21 protein-coding genes and 1 pseudogene are annotated in these 20,200 nt (G+C 67.9%); 13 read left to right on the forward strand and 9 right to left on the reverse strand.

Annotated elements, in window-relative coordinates:
• Positions 1-31 precede the first annotated feature (31 nt).
• Together ACVK00_RS05750 and ACVK00_RS05755 are read left to right on the forward strand one after the other, a co-directional pair.
• Positions 32-927 (forward strand): annotated as a pseudogene (locus tag ACVK00_RS05750) (dihydrodipicolinate synthase family protein).
• Positions 924-1,628, forward strand: a complete 705-nt coding sequence (locus ACVK00_RS05755; protein ID WP_284893281.1) for an MOSC domain-containing protein — start codon at positions 924-926, stop codon at positions 1,626-1,628. The pseudogene ACVK00_RS05750 and the gene ACVK00_RS05755 overlap by 4 nt, the downstream one beginning before the upstream one ends.
• Before the next feature lie 17 nt (positions 1,629-1,645).
• Here ACVK00_RS05755 and ACVK00_RS05760 read toward each other — a convergent pair whose 3' ends face one another.
• A complete protein-coding gene (locus ACVK00_RS05760; protein WP_284893284.1) occupies positions 1,646-2,410 on the reverse strand; it encodes an SDR family oxidoreductase in 765 nt (254 codons plus the stop codon).
• Between the two features lie 411 nt (positions 2,411-2,821).
• On the opposite strand from ACVK00_RS05760, the gene ACVK00_RS05765 reads away from it, so the two are divergent.
• On the forward strand, positions 2,822-3,532 hold the full coding sequence (locus ACVK00_RS05765; RefSeq protein WP_228908618.1) for a YceH family protein: 711 nt from the start codon (positions 2,822-2,824) through the stop codon (positions 3,530-3,532).
• 84 nt (positions 3,533-3,616) lie between these two features.
• On the opposite strand, the gene ACVK00_RS05770 is transcribed toward ACVK00_RS05765, so the two are convergent.
• Both ACVK00_RS05770 and ACVK00_RS05775 read right to left on the reverse strand, forming a co-directional pair.
• Positions 3,617-4,039, reverse strand: coding sequence for a hypothetical protein (locus ACVK00_RS05770; protein WP_284893287.1), 423 nt, complete (start codon positions 4,037-4,039; stop codon positions 3,617-3,619).
• A gap of 28 nt (positions 4,040-4,067) precedes the next feature.
• A complete protein-coding gene (locus ACVK00_RS05775; RefSeq protein WP_284893290.1) occupies positions 4,068-4,622 on the reverse strand; it encodes a hypothetical protein in 555 nt (184 codons plus the stop codon).
• Between the two features lie 262 nt (positions 4,623-4,884).
• Here ACVK00_RS05775 and ACVK00_RS05780 point away from each other — a divergent pair, with 262 nt between their 5' ends.
• From ACVK00_RS05780 to trhA, 5 genes are all read left to right on the forward strand, one after another.
• Complete coding sequence (locus tag ACVK00_RS05780; RefSeq protein WP_012367089.1) at positions 4,885-6,015, forward strand: 3-deoxy-7-phosphoheptulonate synthase; 1,131 nt, start codon at positions 4,885-4,887, stop codon at positions 6,013-6,015.
• A gap of 400 nt (positions 6,016-6,415) precedes the next feature.
• Positions 6,416-6,844 carry a PRC-barrel domain-containing protein gene (locus ACVK00_RS05785; protein WP_228908616.1) on the forward strand — a complete coding sequence of 143 codons (429 nt, stop codon included), beginning with the start codon at positions 6,416-6,418 and terminating at the stop codon, positions 6,842-6,844.
• Positions 6,845-7,123: 279 nt separating this feature from the next.
• Complete coding sequence (locus ACVK00_RS05790; protein WP_284893297.1) at positions 7,124-9,202, forward strand: carbon starvation CstA family protein; 2,079 nt, start codon at positions 7,124-7,126, stop codon at positions 9,200-9,202.
• 12 nt (positions 9,203-9,214) lie between these two features.
• Positions 9,215-9,421 (forward strand): YbdD/YjiX family protein, encoded by a 207-nt coding sequence (locus ACVK00_RS05795; protein WP_006761279.1) that lies wholly within the window; start codon positions 9,215-9,217, stop codon positions 9,419-9,421.
• 213 nt (positions 9,422-9,634) lie between these two features.
• On the forward strand, positions 9,635-10,255 hold the full coding sequence (gene trhA, locus ACVK00_RS05800; protein ID WP_006761278.1) for a PAQR family membrane homeostasis protein TrhA: 621 nt from the start codon (positions 9,635-9,637) through the stop codon (positions 10,253-10,255).
• A gap of 27 nt (positions 10,256-10,282) precedes the next feature.
• Here the strand turns inward: trhA and ACVK00_RS05805 are convergent, their stop codons facing one another.
• The gene (locus tag ACVK00_RS05805) at positions 10,283-10,714 is read right to left on the reverse strand and encodes a nuclear transport factor 2 family protein (RefSeq protein WP_228908614.1); all 432 of its coding nucleotides are present in this window, start codon (positions 10,712-10,714) and stop codon (positions 10,283-10,285) included.
• 101 nt (positions 10,715-10,815) lie between these two features.
• Positions 10,816-11,169 (reverse strand): DOPA 4,5-dioxygenase family protein, encoded by a 354-nt coding sequence (locus tag ACVK00_RS05810; RefSeq protein ID WP_175784171.1) that lies wholly within the window; start codon positions 11,167-11,169, stop codon positions 10,816-10,818.
• Between the two features lie 493 nt (positions 11,170-11,662).
• Between ACVK00_RS05810 and ACVK00_RS05815 the strand changes: the two genes are divergently transcribed.
• The 3 genes from ACVK00_RS05815 (at position 11,663) to ACVK00_RS05825 (ending at position 13,185) form a co-directional block, all read left to right on the forward strand.
• The gene (locus tag ACVK00_RS05815) at positions 11,663-12,040 is read left to right on the forward strand and encodes a hypothetical protein (RefSeq protein ID WP_228910028.1); all 378 of its coding nucleotides are present in this window, start codon (positions 11,663-11,665) and stop codon (positions 12,038-12,040) included.
• A 223-nt stretch (positions 12,041-12,263) separates the two neighbouring features.
• Positions 12,264-12,743 (forward strand): hypothetical protein, encoded by a 480-nt coding sequence (locus ACVK00_RS05820; RefSeq protein ID WP_284893309.1) that lies wholly within the window; start codon positions 12,264-12,266, stop codon positions 12,741-12,743.
• A gap of 181 nt (positions 12,744-12,924) precedes the next feature.
• On the forward strand, positions 12,925-13,185 hold the full coding sequence (locus ACVK00_RS05825; protein ID WP_166723231.1) for a hypothetical protein: 261 nt from the start codon (positions 12,925-12,927) through the stop codon (positions 13,183-13,185).
• Positions 13,186-13,342: 157 nt separating this feature from the next.
• Here ACVK00_RS05825 and hpnH read toward each other — a convergent pair whose 3' ends face one another.
• Both hpnH and ispH read right to left on the reverse strand, forming a co-directional pair.
• The gene (gene hpnH, locus ACVK00_RS05830) at positions 13,343-14,503 is read right to left on the reverse strand and encodes an adenosyl-hopene transferase HpnH (protein ID WP_011659819.1); all 1,161 of its coding nucleotides are present in this window, start codon (positions 14,501-14,503) and stop codon (positions 13,343-13,345) included.
• Positions 14,504-14,515: 12 nt separating this feature from the next.
• On the reverse strand, positions 14,516-15,457 hold the full coding sequence (gene ispH, locus ACVK00_RS05835) for a 4-hydroxy-3-methylbut-2-enyl diphosphate reductase (RefSeq protein WP_011659818.1): 942 nt from the start codon (positions 15,455-15,457) through the stop codon (positions 14,516-14,518).
• Positions 15,458-15,889: 432 nt separating this feature from the next.
• Between ispH and ACVK00_RS05840 the strand changes: the two genes are divergently transcribed.
• Positions 15,890-17,077 (forward strand): glycosyltransferase, encoded by a 1,188-nt coding sequence (locus ACVK00_RS05840; protein ID WP_175671704.1) that lies wholly within the window; start codon positions 15,890-15,892, stop codon positions 17,075-17,077.
• Positions 17,078-17,179: 102 nt separating this feature from the next.
• Here ACVK00_RS05840 and ACVK00_RS05845 read toward each other — a convergent pair whose 3' ends face one another.
• Together ACVK00_RS05845 and hpnA are read right to left on the reverse strand one after the other, a co-directional pair.
• Complete coding sequence (locus ACVK00_RS05845) at positions 17,180-18,580, reverse strand: phage tail protein (protein ID WP_284893319.1); 1,401 nt, start codon at positions 18,578-18,580, stop codon at positions 17,180-17,182.
• A 108-nt stretch (positions 18,581-18,688) separates the two neighbouring features.
• Positions 18,689-19,696 carry a hopanoid-associated sugar epimerase gene (hpnA, locus tag ACVK00_RS05850; protein ID WP_284893322.1) on the reverse strand — a complete coding sequence of 336 codons (1,008 nt, stop codon included), beginning with the start codon at positions 19,694-19,696 and terminating at the stop codon, positions 18,689-18,691.
• Positions 19,697-19,895: 199 nt separating this feature from the next.
• Here hpnA and ACVK00_RS05855 point away from each other — a divergent pair, with 199 nt between their 5' ends.
• A complete protein-coding gene (locus tag ACVK00_RS05855) occupies positions 19,896-20,192 on the forward strand; it encodes an acylphosphatase (RefSeq protein ID WP_041491699.1) in 297 nt (98 codons plus the stop codon).
• Positions 20,193-20,200: the final 8 nt, after the last annotated feature.

The following is a 20,200-nucleotide window of genomic DNA, read 5'->3' on the forward strand; positions in this document are numbered from 1 at the left end:
CTCGTCCATCCATCATTGAGGAATCCACATCGTGTCCATCCTGCTGCAAGGCGTCATCGCCTATCCGGTTACGCCGTTCTCTGCCGACGGCGGCATCGACCTGCCGGCGCTCGATGCGCTGATCGAGCGCCTGATCGCCGATGGCGTCCACGCGATCGCGCCGCTAGGCAGTACCGGCGAGAGTGCGTACCTGTCCGACGCCGAATGGGAGACGGTCGCCACCGCGTCGATTCGCGCGGTGCGCCGGCGCGTGCCGACCGTCGTTGGCATTTCCGATCTCACGACGGCCGGTGCGGTGCGCCGCGCGCGCTTCGCCGAGCAGGCCGGCGCCGATGCCGTGATGGTGCTGCCCGTGTCGTACTGGAAGCTCGGCAACGACGAGATCGTCGCGCATTACCGCGCGATCGGCGACGCCATCGGCATCCCGATCATGCTGTACAACAACCCGCGACGAGCGGCGTCGACATGTCGCCCGACCTGATCGCGACGATCTGCAGGACCGTCGACAACGTGACGATGGTCAAGGAGAGCACCGGCGACATCGGGCGGATGCACCGGCTCGCGCAGTTGAGCGACGGGACGATCCCGTTCTACAACGGCAGCAATCCGATGGCGCTCGCCGCGCTGGCCGCGGGCGCGGCCGGATGGTGCACGGCCGCGCCGAACCTGAATGCCGCGTTGCCGATTGCGCTGGTCGACGCGATGCGCGTGGGCGACCTGGCGCGCGCCAGGACGGTTTTTCATGCGCAGTTGCCGCTGCTGCGGTTCATCGTCGACGGCGGCCTGCCGGTGACCGTGAAGGCCGGGTTGCGGCTGCGCGGCTTCGACGCGGGCGACCCGAGGCGGCCGTTGTTGCCGCTCGGCGACGTGCGTACGCGCGAGCTCGAACGCCTGCTTGCGGCGCTGCCGGACGGTGTGCCGGCATGAGCGGCGACGCGCGGCCGGCGATCGCGGTCGCCATCGCCGCGGTGCGGGTCGGCACGAGCCGGCCGCTGGCCGGCACGCCGCACCTGAGTGCGATCGACAAGCAGCCGGTCGACGCGCGTCTGTGGCTCGGCGCGCTCGGCTTTGCGGGCGACGGGCAGGCCGATGCGCGGCATCACGGCGGCCCCGACAAGGCGGTCCATCACTATGCGTACGATCACTATGCGTGGTGGTCCGAGCAGATCGGGGCGCGCGACGTGCTCGGGCGGCCGGGCGCATTTGGCGAGAACCTGTCGACGCACGGCGTGACCGAGCACGACGTGTGTCTCGGCGACGTGTTCACGCTGGGCGGCGCCGTGCTGCAGGTGTCGCAGTCGCGGCAGCCGTGCTGGAAGCTCAATGCGCGCTTCGACCATCCGCGCATGGCGGCGCTCGTGCAGCAAAGCGGCCGGACCGGCTGGTACTACCGTGTGCTGGACGAAGGCTGGGTGGCGCCGGGCGATGTGCTGGCGCTGCACGAGCGCCGGTATCCGCAATGGCCGCTGTCGACGGTGCTCGACGTGCTGTACCGGCGCACGCTCGACATGGCCGCGCTCGATGCGCTGTGCGGCGTTCCGGTATTGCCGCCCGGCTGGCGCAAGATGCTCGACAAGCGCCGGACGGAGCGGCAGGTCGAAGACTGGACGAAGCGGCTCGAAGGCTGACGCGCCGCGTGCGCGGCTCAGCCGGCCGGCAGGTTCCGCACGTCGGTCGTCGGCTCGGCGCCGAACGCGTCGCTCAGCGCATGGCCGATCAGGTGCCGCGCGGCGGCCTCGGGCGTCGACAGCGCGCCGCTCGCCTTCAACTGGTCGAATTTCTCGCGCATCGGGAAGTTCGCTTCGCCGGTCGAGCGGATCGTCGCCTGCATCCCCGTATCGACGACGCCCGGCGCGACGCTGCAGATCCGCAGCGCGCGGTTCGCGTCGAGCGCGACGGCGCGTGCGTGATGATCGAGCGCGGCCTTGGTCGCGCAATAGACGCTCCAGCCCGCGTATGCGTTGCGCGCGGCGCCGCTCGACACGTGCAGGATCCGGCATTCGGTTCGCGCCGATACCGCCTGCACGAGCGCGGCCGACAGCATCAGCGGCGCCGCGACGTTCAGGCCGACCGCGCGTGCGACGAGCGCCGGGTCCTGCGCGTCGAGCGGCCCGATCGGATCGACGATGCCCGCGTTGTTGAAGAGCAGCACGATCGACGCGCCGTCGACGAAGCTGCGCAGCGTGTCGCCGGCCAGCCACGCCGCGACGGCCGACGTATCCGACAGGTCGAGTTCGATTTCGGCGAATCGGTCGCCGGCCTGCGTGGCGAGCGACGGATGACGGCTGCGCGACACGCCGAGCACGGCGATGCCTTCCTGCAGCAGTTGTTCCGCGAGCGACGCGCCGAGGCCGCGCGTGTGTCCGGTGACGATGGCGCGCACGTTCGGCGCTGAAGAGGATGTGGTCATGGTGGTGAGCGAGTGAACGGTTGAACCGTGTTGACGAGTGACGCGCATGCGCGGCAACCCGGCGTGCGGGGACGGGCGATGCGCGGTGCCGGCGTGGCGTGCGAAGGCGGCCGCGTGCGGCGGCGCCTCTCCGGCTGAACGCGTATCGTAGCGCCGGCTTGCACGACGCGCAAACGCGCAGCGATGCCAGGCGCGGCCGCGCGGCGTGAATGCGCGGCGCCGAATGCACGCATCGTCGCGCGCCGCCGCACGCCCGATACGTTGGACGAAAGCCGTCTGCGGCAAGTGCGCGCGGCGCGGCGGCAAGTGGCGCCGGCCCCCACGTCGCGAGCTATCATATGGCTCGCCCGTTCGCGACGCCGGACGGGCCGCGACGTTTCCCTTCACCTGCTGCACGCTGCGACGCCATCCATGAACACCACGCCGGATATGCCCACGCCACGCGCCCTGCGCGAACTCACGCCTCTCGAGGCCCGCATTCTCGGGGTGCTCGTCGAGAAGCAGCACACGGTGCCGGACACCTATCCGCTGTCGCTGAATGCGCTGACCGCGGGCTGCAACCAGAAAACCGCACGCTCGCCGGTGATGAACGTCAGCGACGACGAAGTCACGGCCGCGCTCGACAGTCTCAAGCACCTGAGCCTCGTGATGGAGGGCAGCAGCAGCCGCGTGCCGCGTTTCGAGCACAACATGAATCGCGTGCTCGGCATCCCGAGCCAGGCGATCGCGCTGCTGACGATCCTGCTGCTGCGCGGCCCGCAGACGGCCGCCGAACTGCGCCTGAACAGCGCGCGCCTGCACGGCTTCGCGGACATCTCGTCGGTCGAGGCCTTCCTCGACGAACTCGCGGCGCGTGCGCAGCCGCTCGTCATCCGGCTGCCGCGTGCGGCCGGTGCGCGCGAGAACCGCTGGATGCACCTGATGTGCGGCGAGGTGAACATCGCCGACTTCGCCGGTCCGGATACCGGTGGCGGCACGGATTCCGTTCCGCCGTCCGAGTTCGAGGCGCTGAAGGCCGAGCAGAAGCGGCTTGCGGATGAAGTGGCGCGGCTGAACGCGCTCGTTCAGCGGATGGCGACCGAACTCGGGATCGACGTCGACGCGCCGGGCGACGCGGGCTGACGGGCTGCTCGAGTCAACCTCGCGCCGGCGCGCAAGCGGGCGCGCCGGTTGACAGCCTCGCGTCGCGATACCGCCCGATCCGGATCACCAGCGGCACCCCGTCTTCGCGGACGCATCGACGTCCTGCGCCCACGCGAAATCGGTCTTCTTGCCGGTACGCGCATTGGTGTACGTCATCGAATAGACGATCGCACCCTGGCTCATCATTTCATATTCGCCGTTGATCTTGCCGTCGACCATTTCCCACCACGTTGTCGTGTACTGGTACGGGCGGCCTTCCGCGAGTTCTTCGTGATCCTCGTGCTTGAACAGCAGCGGAATGGCCGACTTCGATTTCGCATACCGGACGACGCCGCCTTGCCACTTGGCCACGTCGTCGTAATACGTGCGCAGCTCGAATCGCACGGGTTTGTCGCCGGTCGTCCTGAAGCACAGCACTTCCGTGCTGACCTCGGCCGACGCGGGCAATGCGATGCACAGCAGCAACGCGGCGAATGTTTTTTTCATGTTGGCAGGTGAGTGAGGGAGAGGCGATTCAGCCGATGCTGATTCGCGTGGCGCCTGCGTCGACGAGCCGGAACAGCAGGTCTTCCACGGCCGCGCCCGGCGCCGAACCGAGATCCGCGTTGACCCGCCATCCGTGCTCCGTGCGCGCCGGCTCCGACAGATAGTGAACGACGCCGTGCAGGCCGTCCTCGGCCGGCACGCGCGCGTCGTCGGTGTCGAACCACGCGAAGAACCATGCCTTGAACGCGTCGGTGGCCGCGGCTTCGTCGAGACCGTCGGCTTCGACCGTCACCCAGTCCCACACGAACGGCCGGATCGACACGGCCGCCGTTTCGAGTTCGAACGCGAAGGGCTCGAAATCCAGTTGCGCGGTCGAGTCGACCATCGCCGGCTGGCCGGCCGATTCGCCTCCGGTGTGAACGAGGTCGGCGCGGCATGGCAGCGCGAGCGGGCCTTCGGTGGCCAGCGTGCCGTCGGCTTTACGGTAGGCCGGTTCGACGACGGCCGCCGGTTGCGCCGCCGTTTGCGCGAGCAGGTCGGCGTAGGGCTGGCGGATGGCGCTGAGCAGTTCGGATACGGTCATCTTCGCGGGTCGGGTCAAGTTGCGAACGATCAATCACGGACGGATGGGGCGTCGTGCCGCCTACGTCGAACGAGGGCCCGAATCGGCAGCGGACAGCGATGATCGTACGGTACTTCGGTGACGTGCGACCACTCGGCCGAACGGCCGGCTCGCGTCGCGAGGTGCGCGCTCGCGCGGAAGTGCTGCGCGAGCGGCGCGCCGCCTTGCGCGAGTGCCATAATCGAGGCTGCCAATCATTCCAGACGTCCCCCGGAGAATTCCCATGCAGAACCTCGACAATCCTTCCCACGATCGCGAGGTAGGCAGCGCCGACGCGACGCAGGACACCACGCGCATCGACGACGTCCGCATCGGCGCCGTGCGTCCGCTGATTTCCCCCGCGCTGCTGCAGGACGAACTGCCGGTGCCGGCCGCCACGCAGACGCTCGTCGAGGACACGCGCCGCGCGATCGGCGACATCCTGCACGGCCGCGACGACCGGCTGCTGCTCGTCGTCGGCCCGTGCTCGATCCACGACCACGACCAGGCGCTCGACTACGCACGCCGCCTGAAGGCCGCCGCCGATGCGCTGAAGGACGACCTGCTGATCACGATGCGCGTGTACTTCGAGAAGCCGCGCACGACGGTCGGCTGGAAGGGGTACATCAACGATCCGCGCCTGGACGGCAGTTTCCGCATCAACGAAGGGCTGCGCGCCGCGCGGCAGCTGCTGCTCGACATCAACGCGCTGGGCCTGCCGGCGTCGACCGAATTCCTCGACCTGTTGAGCCCGCAATACATTGCCGACCTGATCGCGTGGGGCGCGATCGGTGCGCGCACGACCGAGAGCCAGAGCCATCGCCAGCTCGCGTCGGGGCTGAGCTGCCCGATCGGCTTCAAGAACGGCACCGACGGCGGCGTGCAGGTGGCGTCGGACGCGATCGTCGCCGCGCGCGCGAGCCACGCGTTCATGGGGATGACGAAGATGGGGATGGCCGCGATCTTCGAGACGCGCGGCAACGACGACGCGCACGTGATCCTGCGCGGCGGCAAGAACGGGCCGAACTACGACGCCGAGCATGTCGAGGCGAGCTGCGCGGTGCTGCGCAAGAGCGGGTTGCGCGAGCAGGTGATGGTCGATTGCTCGCATGCGAACTCGAACAAGTCGCATGAACGGCAGATCGACGTCGCGCAGGATCTCGCGCGACAGTTGGGGCAGGGCGAGCACCGGATCGTCGGCGTGATGGTGGAGAGCCATCTCGAGGCCGGGCGTCAGGACCTGAAGCCGGGTGTGCCGCTGCAGTACGGCGTGTCGATCACCGATGCATGCCTGAGCTGGTCTCAGACCGAGCCGGTGCTCGACGTGCTGGCCGAGGCGGTGCGGCATCGCCGGGTGTATTCGCGTAACGCGTGACGCGGCGTGGCTGCGGGGCAGGGCGGCGGGGTGGCGCCGGCCGCGCAGTTCGATGCACCGGTGACGCCGGTTGACTGTTTGCCATGTTCTCCTGATCGACAGGCCGCGACGTCGCTTTTTCCGCGCCGCGCGCACCAACTATCCGCAGGGTCATTGATCTGGCTCCGGCTCGCTCCGCCTGCCGCGTTGCACGCTGGACGCACGATCCGGCGAATGTCGCTACCATGAAGCCGTGCTGCACGCTGCGGCCCGGCCATGCCGGTCCGTCATGCACACACGCAGTGGCGGCGCGGCCGACCGCCACGCGACCGACGAAGCGCGGGGTGCTCACCGATCAGCCGTTGCGCCCGCGTCGCTTCGCTCCCGGAATCAACAACAACCGAACCGGAGTGCAAATTACATGAAGTTCTACAAGACCCTCATCGCAGCAACCATCCTCGCATCGAGCGTCAGCGCGCACGCGCAGATCGCCGGCGCGCAGCCGCTCAGCGTGACCGTCGAGCAATCGCAGGCGCTGCTCGAAGGCTGGAGCGTGAAGAAGAGCGTGCTCGGCAAGGTCGTGTACAACGACGCGAACCAGAAAGTCGGCACGGTGCGCGACCTGATCGTCGCGCCGGACGGCTCGGTGTCGGCGGCGATCGTGTCGGCCGGCGGCTTCCTCGGCGTGGCCGCGCATGACGTCGCGGTGCCGATCGGGTCGCTCGACGTGCGCAACGGCAACATCTACCTGCCGGGCGCGACGAAGGATGCGCTGAAGGCGACGCCGGCGTTCCAGTATGCGAAGGTGCCGTCGCCGCCGAAGCCGAAGAAGGTCGACGACAAGCACTGATGCAAGCGGCCCGGCCCGGTGCGCGATGTGCCGGGCCGGCCGAGTGTCACGTCGTGCCGCGCGGCGATCCAGCACCGCCGCGCACCCTCATCCCCCCTGTCTACGTAATTCTACGTAGCCCCGCATACGTAGTTGTGCGCTTGTAAGCCGCCCCCATCGCGCGGAATACTACGGCCCACCGCCGCGGCTTTCACAAGACGCGGCACGACGCATCGACGTCACGCGGGTTCGGCACCACGCCGCATCCACTCAAAAACACATTGGAGACCAGGAGACGCCATGAATCGGGCTTCCAGTACCCTGCTCTGGATCGCGATCGCGCTGCTCGGCGCATTCGCGTTCGGGACGATCGCACTTGGGCACGGCGAACGTGTCAGCGCGCTATGGATCGTGATCGCCGCAGTCTGCGTGTATCTGATCGCATATCGCTTCTACAGCCGCTTCATCGCCAGCAAGGTCATGCAGCTCGACGGGCTGCGGATGACCCCGGCGGTCAAGTACAACGACGGCCTCGACTACGTACCGACCAACAAGTACGTGCTGTTCGGCCATCACTTCGCCGCGATCGCCGGCGCCGGGCCGCTCGTCGGCCCCGTGCTCGCCGCGCAGATGGGCTACACGCCCGGCATGCTGTGGATCCTGGCCGGCGTCGTGTTCGCCGGCGCGGTGCAGGACTTCATCGTGCTGTTCATCTCGACGCGTCGCGACGGCCGCTCGCTCGGCGACCTCGTCAAGATGGAGCTCGGCACGGTGCCCGGCGTGATCGCGCTGTTCGGCGCGTTCCTGATCATGGTGATCATCCTCGCGGTGCTCGCGCTGATCGTCGTGAAGGCGCTGACGAATTCGCCGTGGGGCACGTTCACCGTCGCCGCGACGATTCCGATCGCGCTGTTCATGGGCGTCTACACGCGCTACATCCGTCCGGGCCGCATCGGCGAAGTGTCGATCATCGGCTTCGTGCTGTTGATGGCATCGATCGCGTTCGGCCAGCACGTGCATGATTCGCCGACGCTCGCCGCGTGGTTCACGTTCAACGGCACGCAGCTCACGTGGATCCTGATCGGTTACGGCTTCGTCGCATCGGTGCTGCCGGTGTGGCTGCTGCTCGCGCCGCGCGACTACCTGTCGACGTTCCTGAAGATCGGCACGATCCTCGGCCTCGCGATCGGCATCCTGGTCGTCGCACCGGAACTGAAGATGCCCGCGCTGACGAAGTTCGTCGACGGCACCGGCCCGGTGTGGTCGGGCAACCTGTTCCCGTTCCTGTTCATCACGATCGCGTGCGGCGCGGTGTCGGGTTTCCACGCGCTGATCTCGTCGGGCACGACGCCGAAGCTGATCGACAACGAATCCAACGCGCGCTTCATCGGTTACGGCGCGATGCTGATGGAATCGTTCGTCGCGATCATGGCGCTCGTCGCCGCGTGCGTGATCGAGCCGGGCATCTACTTCGCGATGAACGCGCCGGCGGCCGTGCTCGGCTCGACGCCGGAAGCCGTCGCGAACACGGTCACGCAGTGGGGCTTCGTGCTGACGCCCGACATGCTGACGCAGACCGCGAAGGCCGTCGGCGAGACGACGATCATCGCGCGCGCGGGCGGCGCACCGACGCTGGCCGTCGGCATGGCGCACATCCTGCACCAGGTGATCGGCGGCGAAGCGATGATGGCGTTCTGGTATCACTTCGCGATCCTGTTCGAGGCGCTGTTCATCCTGACGGCCGTCGACGCCGGCACGCGCGCGGGCCGCTTCATGCTGCAGGACCTGCTCGGCACGTTCCATCCGGCGCTCAAGCGCACCGAGTCGCTGCCCGCGAACCTGGTCGCCACCGCGCTGTGCGTGGCCGCGTGGGGCTACTTCCTGTACCAGGGCGTGGTCGATCCGCTCGGCGGCATCAACACGCTGTGGCCGCTGTTCGGCATCTCGAACCAGATGCTCGCCGCGATCGCGCTGGTGCTCGGCACCGTCGTGCTGTTCAAGATGAAGCGTGAGCGCTACGCCTGGGTGACGATCGTGCCGACCGCGTGGCTGCTGATCTGCACGCTGACGGCCGGCTGGCAGAAGATTTTCGATTCGAATCCGAAGGTCAGCTTCCTCGCGCACGCCGCGAAGCTGCAGGCCGCGGTGGACGAAGGCAAGGTGCTCGCACCGGCGAAGTCGATCGCGCAGATGCAGCGGATCATCTTCAATGACTACATCGATGCGGCGCTGGCCGGCCTGTTCATCTTCGTCGTCGTGGCGATCGCTGTGTACGGGCTGCTCGCCGTGCTGCGCGCGCGCCGCGAGTCGAAGCCGACCGTGCGCGAGACGCCGTACGAGTCGATGCCGGCCGCGCAGGCGCTCGGCAGCGGACGATAACGGGAGGCCGCGATGTTCAGCGATCTCGGCGGCGACCTGCGCAGCGCGGGGCGTTACCTCGGGCAGGCGTTGCGGCTGATGGTCGGCCTGCCCGACTACGACACCTACGTCGCGCACATGCGCGAAACCCATCCGGACCGCGAGCCGATGACGTACGAGGAATTCTTCCGCGAGCGTCAGAATGCGCGGTACGGGTCGGGGGCGGGGAAGTGTTGCTGAACCGGGCCGGTGAAGCCGCCCGGTAGGGCGGTCCGGTGACGGACCAGGAGGCGCCGCGAAGGCATTCGCGGCGCTTTTTTCTTTTGGGGCCGGGCGGCGCGCGCGGGCGCCGCCGTCGCCGCGGCGTTTGACCGGCTTCAGCATGGCTCGCTCGCCGCGCCGGTATCATAGGGTTTTTGCTTTTTCCGATGAATCCGCGCAGGAGAATCCGTCGTGCATGTCGGTGAGCGTTTCAACAGCATTTCCCATCTCGTCGGCGCGGTGTTGTCGGTGGCAGGGCTGGTCGCGCTGGTGACGATGGGCGCGCTCGATCGCGATCCCTACAAGATCGTGAGCTTCAGCGTGTACGGCGCGATGCTGATCCTGCTGTACGCGATCTCGACGCTGTACCACAGCGTGCGCAACCCGCGGCTCAAGGCGATCCTGCAGAAGTGCGACCATTCGGCCATATATCTGCTGATCGCGGGCAGCTACACGCCCTTCGCGCTCGTCACGCTGCGCGGCCCGTGGGGCTGGTCGCTGTTCGGCGTGAGCTGGGGGCTCGCCGCATTCGGGATCGCGCAGGAGCTCACGCTCGGACGGCGCACGCGCATCGTGTCGATGGTGCTGTACGTGCTGATGGGCTGGCTCGCGCTCGTCGCGATCCGCCCGCTGATCCATGCGTTGCCGCCGGTGGGTACCGCATGGCTCGTGGCCGGCGGCGTCATCTACAGCGCGGGCATCTACTTCTTCATCAACGACGAGCGCATCCGCCACGGGCACGGCATCTGGCACCTTTTCGTGCTGGCCGGCAGCCTGTGCCAGTTCGTCAGTGTCGCGATGTACGTTGCGTGAGCGCGAGCGCGGACGGCACGGTGCGCGTCATTCGCGCCCGGCCGCTTGTGCCGCGCCGCGCAGCGCCATGAACCCGACCCATCCCCAGTAGACGCGGTGATGCGCGATCAGCCCGTCGCGCAGATCCATCACCTCGACGAGATCGACCTGATCGCCTTCCGGCGTTTCGCGCGGATATTCCCATATGAGTTGCCGCCCGTTCGAGAAGAACAGGCCCGTGCGGTGCCAGCGTCCGAGCTTGTTGCCCGGATTGCGCAGGCCCGCCGCGAAGAACGCGCCGATCGCGGCCTTGCCGTGCAGCACGCCCGTGCCCTGATCGGGCAGCGTGACGACGATCAGCGGCGTTTCGAGGATCGCGTCGTCCGCGTACAGCGACATCAGCGCGTCGAGGTCGCGTGCGACGACGGCGGCGTGCCAGTCTTGATGGATGCGTTGCGCATCGGTGTCGGCGTGTGTCATGACGGGTTCCGGCAAGCGTGGATAACGGAACCACTGTATTGAGGCAACACCCCCGGACGTTTCAGCGCGAACCGAAACGTGGATGTCGCGCAAGCCGCCCGTCAGCCCCCCAGCGCGCCGAGATTCAGTTCATGCGACTTGCCGATCCACACCGCGCTGTCGCGGTGGTCGCGCAGTTCGTCGTTCGTGTTCGGATGCAGGAAGATGTCGAGCGCGCCGTGATTCAGCACGAGCCACGGCACGATGGTGTCGAACCGCGCGGCGTCGAACGCGATCTGGTACGACCACGCCGGATGCGGGCCGACGAGGCGTTCGTGAAAGCGGCCGAGCTCGATGATCGCGCCGAACCGTTCTTCGACGACGAGGCGAAACGCCCAGGCCGCGTCGCGACTCGCGGCGTCGAAGTAGACGTGTGCGTGCCAACTGTCGATGGCGGTGGTGTCGATGGCGGACATGGCGGACTCGAATGAAGAATAGGGAAGGCATGAGAGCCGTGACATACGGCCAATGCTCAATTATCGCGCTTACTTGTCGGACACGTCTTGTCGCGGAGCGGTAAATCGGCGCGGAGGATTTGTCGCGCGTCAGGGAAACCGGCTCGTTCGACGAGACTTTTCTCGCGTGAGTTCACGCATCCTGCATCGCGCCGAAAGCCTTGCCGGGCCAAGCTTCGGCCGAAATCTCGACGGCAATATGTCATTTCGAAAACTGCAACGGCGATTCACGTGCCGCTTCGAATCGTCTGCGAAAACGCGATCAGGTAGTTGAATGAAATAAAGAAATTCCGGTCAGGCGGCAGTGGCGAAATGCGCGGATCGCGCCCCGGGTGCCGGTGCCGAAAATATCAATTGCGGAATCGGCTATTCAAGCGCATGGCCACGCGTCATACGATGATTGCACCGCATCGATCATCAAGATCGATGCGGAAGCAACCATCTGGAGGCCATGATGCGATCCCTTGTTTCCCTTGCTGTCCTGTCCGGCGCGCTTGCCGTGCTGCCCGTCGCGAGCTTCGCGCAGTCCGTCGACACCGAGTCGCAGTCGAACGCCGCACCGTTGAACTGGAAGGCGGCGCGTGCCGAGACCGACGTGCAGCTGATGCAGATGACGCGCGCCGGCTATCGTGCGACGACAGCTGGCAACCAGAACTATCCGCTCGCGATGCAGCGTGCGCTCGAACGTGTGCGCAACCCGTTGCCCGACCGCTCGCAGGAAGAGAAGGCGGCGATGCAACTGCGTGCGGCGCGCGACGCGCAGAGCGGCCATCCGGTGAAGGCGTTCTTCGTGAAGACCGCGTACTACCTGAAGGGCGAGAACACGTTCTGATGCGGGAGACGAGCATGGCATGCGCGAACCGACTCCCCGCTGCGTTGCGCGCGTCGCTGATTCGCCGGCTGCCAGCGGCGTGCGCGACGCGGCGGCGGGACGACGTGTACGGCGCACGGCGCCGCGCGAGCGGCAATCGCGACGCAAGCCGCGGTGCGGTCGCGTGCCGCACCGGGTGGCCGGCATTCGATGCGGACGACGTTGCCGCAAGCGAGGACGAATCATGAAGGCCGTCCGGAAAGGCCGTCGCCGCCCGCCGTTGACGCGCGAGTGGCTGCTGCCGCTGCCGCCCGCGCATGTGCGCGACATTTCGCTGAAATGCCACATGGCGCTCGTCGCGCTGCGCGGCGAGCACGGCAGCGAAACGTTGCTGATGCGGCTGCGCACGAGCGTCTATCTGGTGTTCCTCGCGCTCGACGATGCGGTATCCCCCGATGCGAGCATCGACCTCTGCGTCGAGGCGGAGCGCGTGCTCGACGCGAGCGTGGCGCGCGCCGCGCAAAGCGGTGCATGGACGCTGCGCGACGACGAATGCGCGGTGCTCGAGCGCGTGCTCGCCGCGAACGACGCGTGCGTCGCGACGCTCACGCGACATCGGCTCGCCGAGCTATGGAATCACGTCTGCACGTTTGCGTCGGCCGAACAGCCGGCACTGGTCGCGCACGCGGCGGCGAAGATGCGGGAGCCGGCCGTTCTGCATTGAGCGGCGGCAACGCGACCGACGCCCGGGCCGTGTTTCGTACGAGTCCCATTCACGGGGGCTGACGCTCGCCGTCTAATGTCACGACAGGAGCCGAACGGGTTCGGTCGATGACGATCCATCCTCGCGTTTGCGACGATCGTGCGTGTCGGCGCGAACGCATTCGTTTCGGCCAGGAGGAGCGATGGCGCTATACAGGATCGGCGGCTACTTCACGTGCGGAATCGGCCGCGCATTCCGCGAGAACCTGCCGCCGGGTAGCGAAGTGAAGATCGCGGGCATCTATCGATGCACCGTGTGCGGCGACGAGATCGGCATTGCGAAGTGGCAGACGCTGCCGTCCGAGGAAACCCATCGGCACGATCTCGATCCGCCGTCCGACCCGCTGCTCGATCCCGGCCCGACCGCATGGCAGCTGATCGCGGCGGCGGAGTCGCGACACTAGCCTGGGCGAGCGGCGTGCGCATTCCGATGCGTGCGCGGATGCCCGGCGGTCCCCTTGACGAGGCCCGACAAAACAAAAGCGCCACGGAGCGAACTCCGTGGCGCTTCCTTGCCGCCTGCCCGTGCGGAGGCGTCAGCCCCCGCGCAGCGACACGCGCTTAAGCCGCCGTTGCCGACTTCGCCGGCTTCTGCAGCTTGCCCTTGCCGGCGCGCTGGATTTCGTCGAGCTTGATCTCGACGTGGCGCGAGAACACGTACTCGGCCGGACGCTGCTTCGCGATCGAGATGTCCGGTGCGAACGGGCCGTCCGTCTTGATGCCCTTCTTGCTCACGCGCAGCGCCTTCAGCGGATGCGAGATCGTGTCCATCACGGCCGTGGCTTCGAAGCCGCAGTGAACCATGCAGTCCGCGCACTTCTCGTAGTTGCCGACGCCGTAGTTGTCCCAGTTCGTGTCTTCCATCAGTTCCTTGAAGGTCTTCACGTAACCTTCGCCGACCAGATAGCACGGCTTCTGCCAGCCGAACACGGTGCGTGCGGGGTTGCCCCACGGCGTGCACTTGTACGTCTGGTTGCCGGCCAGGAAGTCGAGGAACAGCGACGACTGGCTGAACGACCAGCGCTTGCCGCCTTCGCCGCGCTTCAGGATCTCGCGGAACAGGTTCTTCGTCTTGTCGCGGTTCAGGAAGTGCTGCTGATCCGGCGCGCGCTCGTAGGCGTAGCCCGGCGACACGGTGATGCCGTCGACGCCGATCGGCTCGAGCGTGTCGAAGAACTTCGCGACGCGCTCGGGGATCGCATCGTTGAACAGCGTGCAGTTGATGTTCACGCGGAAGCCGCGGCGCTTCGCTTCCTTGATGGCCGCGACCGCCTTGTCGTACACGCCTTCCTGCGACACGGAATGGTCGTGCATCTCCTTGTCGCCGTCGAGGTGGACCGACCAGACGAAGTACGGATTCGGCTCGTAGTCGTCCATCTTCTTTTCCATCAGGAGCGCGTTCGTGCACAGGTACACGAATTTCTTGCGCTTCATGATGCCCTTGACGATCTCCGGCATCTCCTTGTGGAGCAGCGGCTCGCCGCCGGCGATCGACACGATGGGCGCGCCGCACTCGTCGACGGCTCCCAGGCATTCCTCGACGGACAGGCGCTGGTTCAGGATCGGGTCCGGATAGTCGATCTTGCCGCAGCCGTTGCACGCGAGGTTGCAGCGGAACAGCGGCTCGAGCATCAGCGCGAGCGGATAGCGTTTGTTGCCGGACAGGTGTTGACGCATGATGTATGCGCCGACGCGGACTTGCTGGAGCAGCGGAATAGACAAGAGTTGTCCTCCTTAAACTTCGCGGGCGACAGCTTGCGTAAGCTTCGCCGGCAACTTGAATTCGACTTTTTCTTCACGGCCCGCCATCGTCGTGACATCGACGGGCCCCAGCGCGCGCAGCGCGCCGATTACATCCTCAACCATTTCCTCGGGTGCCGACGCGCCGGCGGTCAGGCCGACCGTCTGCACGCCCGCGAACCATTCGGGCTTCACTTCCGAGCCGTCGGCGACGAGATAGCTCGGCACGCCGCTTTCGGTGCCGATCTCGCGCAGGCGGTTCGAGTTCGAGCTGTTCGTCGCACCGACGACCAGCAGCACATCGACCTGGCCGCTCAGTTCGCGCACGGCGGCCTGGCGGTTCTGCGTCGCGTAGCAGATGTCGCGCGTGTCCGGGCCGACGATGTCGGTGAACCGGCGCTGCAGCGCTTCGATGATGCCGCGCGTGTCGTCGACCGACAATGTAGTCTGCGTGACGTACGCGACCGGCGTATCGACCGGCAGCGTCAGCGTATCGACTTCTGCCTCGCTCTGCACGAGGATCACCTCGGCCGGAATCTGGCCGATCGTGCCTTCGACTTCCGGATGGCCCGCGTGGCCGATCAGGATCAGCCGGCGGCCCGCCGCGACGTACTGGCGGCCCTGCACGTGCACCTTCGTGACGAGCGGGCAGGTGGCGTCCAGCACGTCGAGCCCGCGCGTTTCGGCGTCGCGCTCGACCGTCTGGGCGACACCGTGTGCGCTGAAGATCGCCACGGCGCCGTGCGGCACCTCGTCGAGCTCCTCAACGAATCGTGCCCCTTTATTACGCAGATTTTCGACGACATGCCGGTTATGCACGATCTCATGACGCACATAGACCGGCGCGCCGTGCTGTTGCAGCGCGCGATCGACGATCTCGATTGCGCGGACAACCCCCGCACAGAAGCCGCGGGGCTGGGCAAGGATGACTCGCATATATGAGCGAACTCCGACGACAGACGCCGGGGTTCGAGGAGCTGGCACGGCTCGCTCGCCCCGGCTTGATGTTATGAAGGCAGGAACGAACCGGCCAGGCCAGGCCCCGGAACCCCGAATTAATCGCGCATTTTAACCCTATCGGGCCGTCCGTGCTCTGGTGCTGTATCCACCGTGTTGCATCCATAGCAGAGCCGCGTCGGCGCTGGCGCGCGCGGAACCCGGTAAACTGCGCGCTTTCGCGGGCAGCCGGACCGGCTGCCCGGCGTCGCGCTCATTTCAAGGCCATTCGATGACCGTCGATTCTTACGCGTATCGCCCTGCCGCCTGTGCGGTCATGGGCGTTTTTACTCCGACCCTCAATATGCTCGACCGCTCATGCGCCGCGGGCGGCCGGGCCGTTCGCGCCGGTGTCCGGCAGGAGGCTTGCCGATGATGCTGGCGATTACCTTCCTGGTGTCCGGCCTGTCGCTGCTGATCTGGATCGTGCTGCTCGTCGCGCGCGGTGGCTTCTGGCGTGCGCGGCCCGCGCGGGCGCTGCCGCCGCAGGCGCGCGGCGCCGCGGCCGAGGCCGGCTGGCCGGCCGTCGTCGCCGTCGTGCCGGCGCGTAACGAGGTCGACGTGATCGCCCAGGCGGCGACGTCGTTGCTCGAGCAGGACTATCCGGGCGATTTTCATCTGATCATCGTCGACGACCACAGCGACGACGGCACCGCCGACGCGGCCCGTGCGGCCGCGCTCGCGATCAACCGCGCCGAGCGCCTGACGGTGCTGGCCGCGAAGCCGCTGCCGTCCGGCTGGTCGGGCAAGGTATGGGCGCAGTCGCAGGGCATCGCGGCGGTGCGCACGCTCGGGCTGCCGGCCGACTACCTGCTGCTGACGGATGCCGACATCGGCCATCCGCCCGACGCCGTCGCCCAGCTCGTCACGCGCGCGCAGGCCGAGCAGCGCGATCTCGTGTCGCTGATGGTGCGGCTGCGCTGCGATTCGTTCTGGGAGAAGGCGCTGATCCCGGCGTTCGTGTTCTTCTTCGCGAAGCTCTATCCGTTCTCGTGGATCAACAATCCGCGCAACCGGACGGCCGGCGCCGCGGGCGGTTGCATGCTGGTCAAGCGCAGCGCGCTCGAGGAGGCGGGCGGCATCGAATCGATCCGCGGCGCGCTGATCGACGACTGCAGCCTCGCCGCGCAGATCAAGCATCGCGGCAGCGGCCGGCATCCGATCCGGCTCGATCTGGCCGAGCGCAGCGTGTCGCTGCGTCCGTACGACAGCTGGCGCGACATCTGGAACATGATCGCGCGCACCGCGTTCACGCAGCTCCATTATTCGCCGCTGCTGCTCGCCGGCACGCTGCTCGGGATGACGATCATCTACCTCGTGCCGCCCGTCGCCGCGCTGGTCTACGGCGCGCGCGCATGGCCGGCGTGGCTCGCGTGGGCGTCGATGTGCACCGCGTATGCGCCGATGCTGCGCTACTACCGGCGCTCGCCGCTGTGGGCGCCCGCGCTGCCGCTCGTCGCGCTGTTCTACGTCGGTGCGACGTTCGCGTCCGCGTGGCGCTACTGGCGCGGCAAGGGCGGCCAGTGGAAGGCGCGGGTGCAGGCGCCGGTGGAGCGTTGAACTGAATGACGCCGGCGTGTGCCGGCTGACCTCCGGACTTCAAAAAGCAGACAGCCCGATCGGTGCGAACCGATCGGGCTGTTTTGTTTGCGGCGGCGGCGCTTACCGCTGCGTCAGCATCATGTACATCTGGATCACGACGTCCGGCGAGAACGTGAACGGCACCCAGCCGTAGCCGGTGTGGCGCGCGACCAGCAGGCGGTCGCCGTTCGACTGCTTCTGCACGGCCATCATCGGGTTCTTCGTCGTCACGAAGCGCCAGCCGGCCGGGATGCCGGGCGGCGGTTCCGGTTGCATCGACGCGCGCGCTTGCGCGAGTTCCTCGATCAGCTGGCCCAGCTGCTCCGGGTGCAGCGTGATCGACTGGCCGTTGACGGTCAGCGTCAGTTCGTTCTGCGACGGGCGTGCGACGTGCAGCGTCGCCTTGTCCGCGGGCGCGTCCGCTGCTTCGACGGGGACGACTTCGATCGCGCTGTCGGCGGCGTTCGTCGCGACGACGGCGGTGCTCGCGTCGGCCGGCGCCGCAGCGCCTTCATCGGCGGCAACTGGCGCGGCAGCGGGTTCGACGGCCGGTTCGACGGCCGGTTCGACGACTTCGGCCGCGACTACCGTCGCGGTATCGGACGCCGCCGGGCTCGTCGCGGCGTCCTTCACGACGGCTTCGACGAGCGCTTCCGCGTCGGCGATCGCCTTCGCGTGACGTTCGGCGGCCGCTTCGGCCTGCGCGATCGCTTCGCTGTGGCGTTGCGTGACGGCCTCGGCCTCGGCAGTTGCCTGCGCGTGGCGTTGCGCGGCCGCGTCGGCTTGCGCGATGGCTTCGGTATGGCGCTGCGTGATGGCTTGCGCTTCGGCGGTCGCATCGGCGTGGCGCTGCGCGGCGGCTTCCGCTTCAGCAATCGCTTGCATGTGACGCTGCGCGAGCGCTTCGGCCTCGGCGATCGCGGCCGCGTGACGTTGCGTCGCGGCCTCGGCTTCGGCGGTCGCATCCGCGTGGCGTTTCGCGGCGGCCGCGGCCTCCGCGGTGGCGGCGGCATGGCGCTGCGCGGCGGCTTCCGCTTCGGTCGCGGCGGCGTGATGACGTTGCGCGGCCGCCTCGGCTTCTGCGATCGCGGCCGCATGGCGCTGCGACGCGGCTTCCGCATCCGCGTGACGCTGCGCGAGCGCTTCGGTCAGCGCGGTCGCTTCGGTGTGCCGCTGGACGGCGGCTTCGGCCTGCGCGGCGGCTTCGTTGTGGCGTTGAGCGGCGGCTTCGGCCGCGGCGGTGGCATCGGCGTGGCGCTGCTGCGCGGCTGTGGCGTCGGCGGTTGCGGCCGTGTGGCGCTGCGCGGCGGCCAGTGCTTCGGTCTCCGCCGCGGCGTGACGCTCGGCGGCGGCCTGGGCTTCCGCCGCGGCGGCGCGCGCGAACGCTTCCGCGCTGCGTGCCGCCTGCTGCGCGGCATGGTGATCGTGGAGCAGCTGATCGACGCCCGCGTTGAGCGAATCGATCTGATCGTTCAGGTTCATGCGTGTCTTCTCTGCGTAAGACCCGCGATTTTAACCGCTGCGCCGGTGCCGGTCCGTCAGCGACGTGTAACAAAGTGCGCAAAGCGGCGTGAAACACGCCGCGCTGTGCTATTTCAGGTAGCCCGCCGAGCGGAACCAGTCGAGCGCGTCGCGCAGCCCTTCGCGGTACGGACGCGCGCGGTAGCCGAGCTCGCGCTCGGCCTTCGCGGACGTGAAATACATCTTGTTCTTCGACATCCGCAGCCCGTCGACGGTCACGAACGGTTCCTTCTTCGTGAACTTCGCGACGGCCTCCGCGCCGAGCGCGAGCGGGTAGAGCGGCCAGCGCGGCAGCGCGATCGTCGGCGCCTTGCGGCCCGTCATCTGCGCGATGTCGGCCAGCATCTGCTGCAGCGGCAGGTTCTCGCCGCCGAGGATGTAGCGCTCGCCGATCCGGCCGCGCTCGAGCGCGAGGAAGTGGCCGTGCGCGACGTCGTCGACGTGCACCAGGTTCAGGCCGGTATCGACGAACGCGGGAATCTTGCCGAGCGCGGCCTCGACGATGATGCGGCCGGTCGGCGTCGGCTTCACGTCGCGCGGGCCGATCGGCGTCGACGGGTTGACGATCACGGCCGGCAGCCCTTCGTCGGCGATCATCCGCTCGACCGCGCGCTCGGCCAGCACCTTGCTGCGCTTGTACACGCCGATCGCCTGCTCGGCGGTCAGCGGCCGGTTTTCGTCGGACGGATCGCCGGCGCTCGTGACCTTCAGCGTCGCGACGCTGCTCGTGTAGACGATCCGCTCGACGCCTTCGGCACGCGCCGCGCGCATCGTCGCGACCGCGCCTTCGAGGTTCGCGCGCTCGATCTCGTCCGGATCCGGCGCCCACAGCCGGTAGTCGGCCGCGACGTGCAGCAGGTAGCGCACGCCGCGTAGCGCGGCGCGCATCGACGTCTCGTCGCGCATGTCGCCGGTGACGATCTCGGCGTCGAGATCCGCGACGTTCGTGCGCGGGCTGGTCGGGCGCACCAGCACGCGCACCGCATAGCCTTTCTGCTGCGCGATGCGTGCGACGGCCGAGCCGACGAAACCGGACGCGCCGGTGACGAGAACGAGATCGCGGGAGGTATCAGTCATGCGTTTCCTTCAGGGCCGCGCGCGGGCGGCGCGGCGGTTGTGCGTCGGCGAGATTGTACGTGGTCGGCGCGCCCGGCGACGCGAGCGCCGCGCGGGCGGCGGCTCCGGGCGGCGGCCGATGGCCGGCCTGCCGGGCGCGTGTAGGAAGCGGCCGACGCGACTACAATGCCGGGCTTGAATGCAACGGGAGGGCGACGCGATGAGCCGTAATGAACTGGACGAACGGATCGAGACCTACTACGTGCGGGTGCGCGGCGTCGTGCAGGGCGTCGGCTTCCGTCACGCGACGGTGCGCGAGGCGCATGCGCTGAAGCTGCGCGGTTGGGTCGCGAATCTCGAGGACGGCAGTGTCGAGGCGATGATCCAGGGCCCCGGCGCGCAGATCGACCGGATGCTCGCGTGGCTGCGCCACGGGCCGCCGGCCGCACGCGTGACCGAGGTCACGTTCGAGGAACGTCTGATCGAAAGGCGCTTCGATCGCTTCCAGCAGCAGTAAGGCGAAAA

Source organism: Burkholderia sp. PvR073 (assembly GCF_054055695.1).

Excerpts from the sequence above, each read along its gene's own strand:
- ACVK00_RS05755 (WP_284893281.1), top strand. The coding sequence starts at position 924 with ATGAGCGGCGACGCGCGGCCGGCGATCGCGGTCGCCATCGCCGCGGTG.
- ACVK00_RS05760 (WP_284893284.1), bottom strand. The coding sequence starts at position 2,410 with ATGACCACATCCTCTTCAGCGCCGAACGTGCGCGCCATCGTCACCGGA.
- ACVK00_RS05765 (WP_228908618.1), top strand. The coding sequence starts at position 2,822 with ATGAACACCACGCCGGATATGCCCACGCCACGCGCCCTGCGCGAACTC.
- ACVK00_RS05770 (WP_284893287.1), bottom strand. The coding sequence starts at position 4,039 with ATGAAAAAAACATTCGCCGCGTTGCTGCTGTGCATCGCATTGCCCGCG.
- ACVK00_RS05775 (WP_284893290.1), bottom strand. The coding sequence starts at position 4,622 with ATGACCGTATCCGAACTGCTCAGCGCCATCCGCCAGCCCTACGCCGAC.
- ACVK00_RS05780 (WP_012367089.1), top strand. The coding sequence starts at position 4,885 with ATGCAGAACCTCGACAATCCTTCCCACGATCGCGAGGTAGGCAGCGCC.
- ACVK00_RS05785 (WP_228908616.1), top strand. The coding sequence starts at position 6,416 with ATGAAGTTCTACAAGACCCTCATCGCAGCAACCATCCTCGCATCGAGC.
- ACVK00_RS05790 (WP_284893297.1), top strand. The coding sequence starts at position 7,124 with ATGAATCGGGCTTCCAGTACCCTGCTCTGGATCGCGATCGCGCTGCTC.
- ACVK00_RS05795 (WP_006761279.1), top strand. The coding sequence starts at position 9,215 with ATGTTCAGCGATCTCGGCGGCGACCTGCGCAGCGCGGGGCGTTACCTC.
- ACVK00_RS05805 (WP_228908614.1), bottom strand. The coding sequence starts at position 10,714 with ATGACACACGCCGACACCGATGCGCAACGCATCCATCAAGACTGGCAC.
- ACVK00_RS05810 (WP_175784171.1), bottom strand. The coding sequence starts at position 11,169 with ATGTCCGCCATCGACACCACCGCCATCGACAGTTGGCACGCACACGTC.
- ACVK00_RS05815 (WP_228910028.1), top strand. The coding sequence starts at position 11,663 with ATGCGATCCCTTGTTTCCCTTGCTGTCCTGTCCGGCGCGCTTGCCGTG.
- ACVK00_RS05820 (WP_284893309.1), top strand. The coding sequence starts at position 12,264 with ATGAAGGCCGTCCGGAAAGGCCGTCGCCGCCCGCCGTTGACGCGCGAG.
- ACVK00_RS05825 (WP_166723231.1), top strand. The coding sequence starts at position 12,925 with ATGGCGCTATACAGGATCGGCGGCTACTTCACGTGCGGAATCGGCCGC.
- ispH (WP_011659818.1), bottom strand. The coding sequence starts at position 15,457 with ATGCGAGTCATCCTTGCCCAGCCCCGCGGCTTCTGTGCGGGGGTTGTC.
- ACVK00_RS05840 (WP_175671704.1), top strand. The coding sequence starts at position 15,890 with ATGATGCTGGCGATTACCTTCCTGGTGTCCGGCCTGTCGCTGCTGATC.
- ACVK00_RS05845 (WP_284893319.1), bottom strand. The coding sequence starts at position 18,580 with ATGAACCTGAACGATCAGATCGATTCGCTCAACGCGGGCGTCGATCAG.
- hpnA (WP_284893322.1), bottom strand. The coding sequence starts at position 19,696 with ATGACTGATACCTCCCGCGATCTCGTTCTCGTCACCGGCGCGTCCGGT.
- ACVK00_RS05855 (WP_041491699.1), top strand. The coding sequence starts at position 19,896 with ATGAGCCGTAATGAACTGGACGAACGGATCGAGACCTACTACGTGCGG.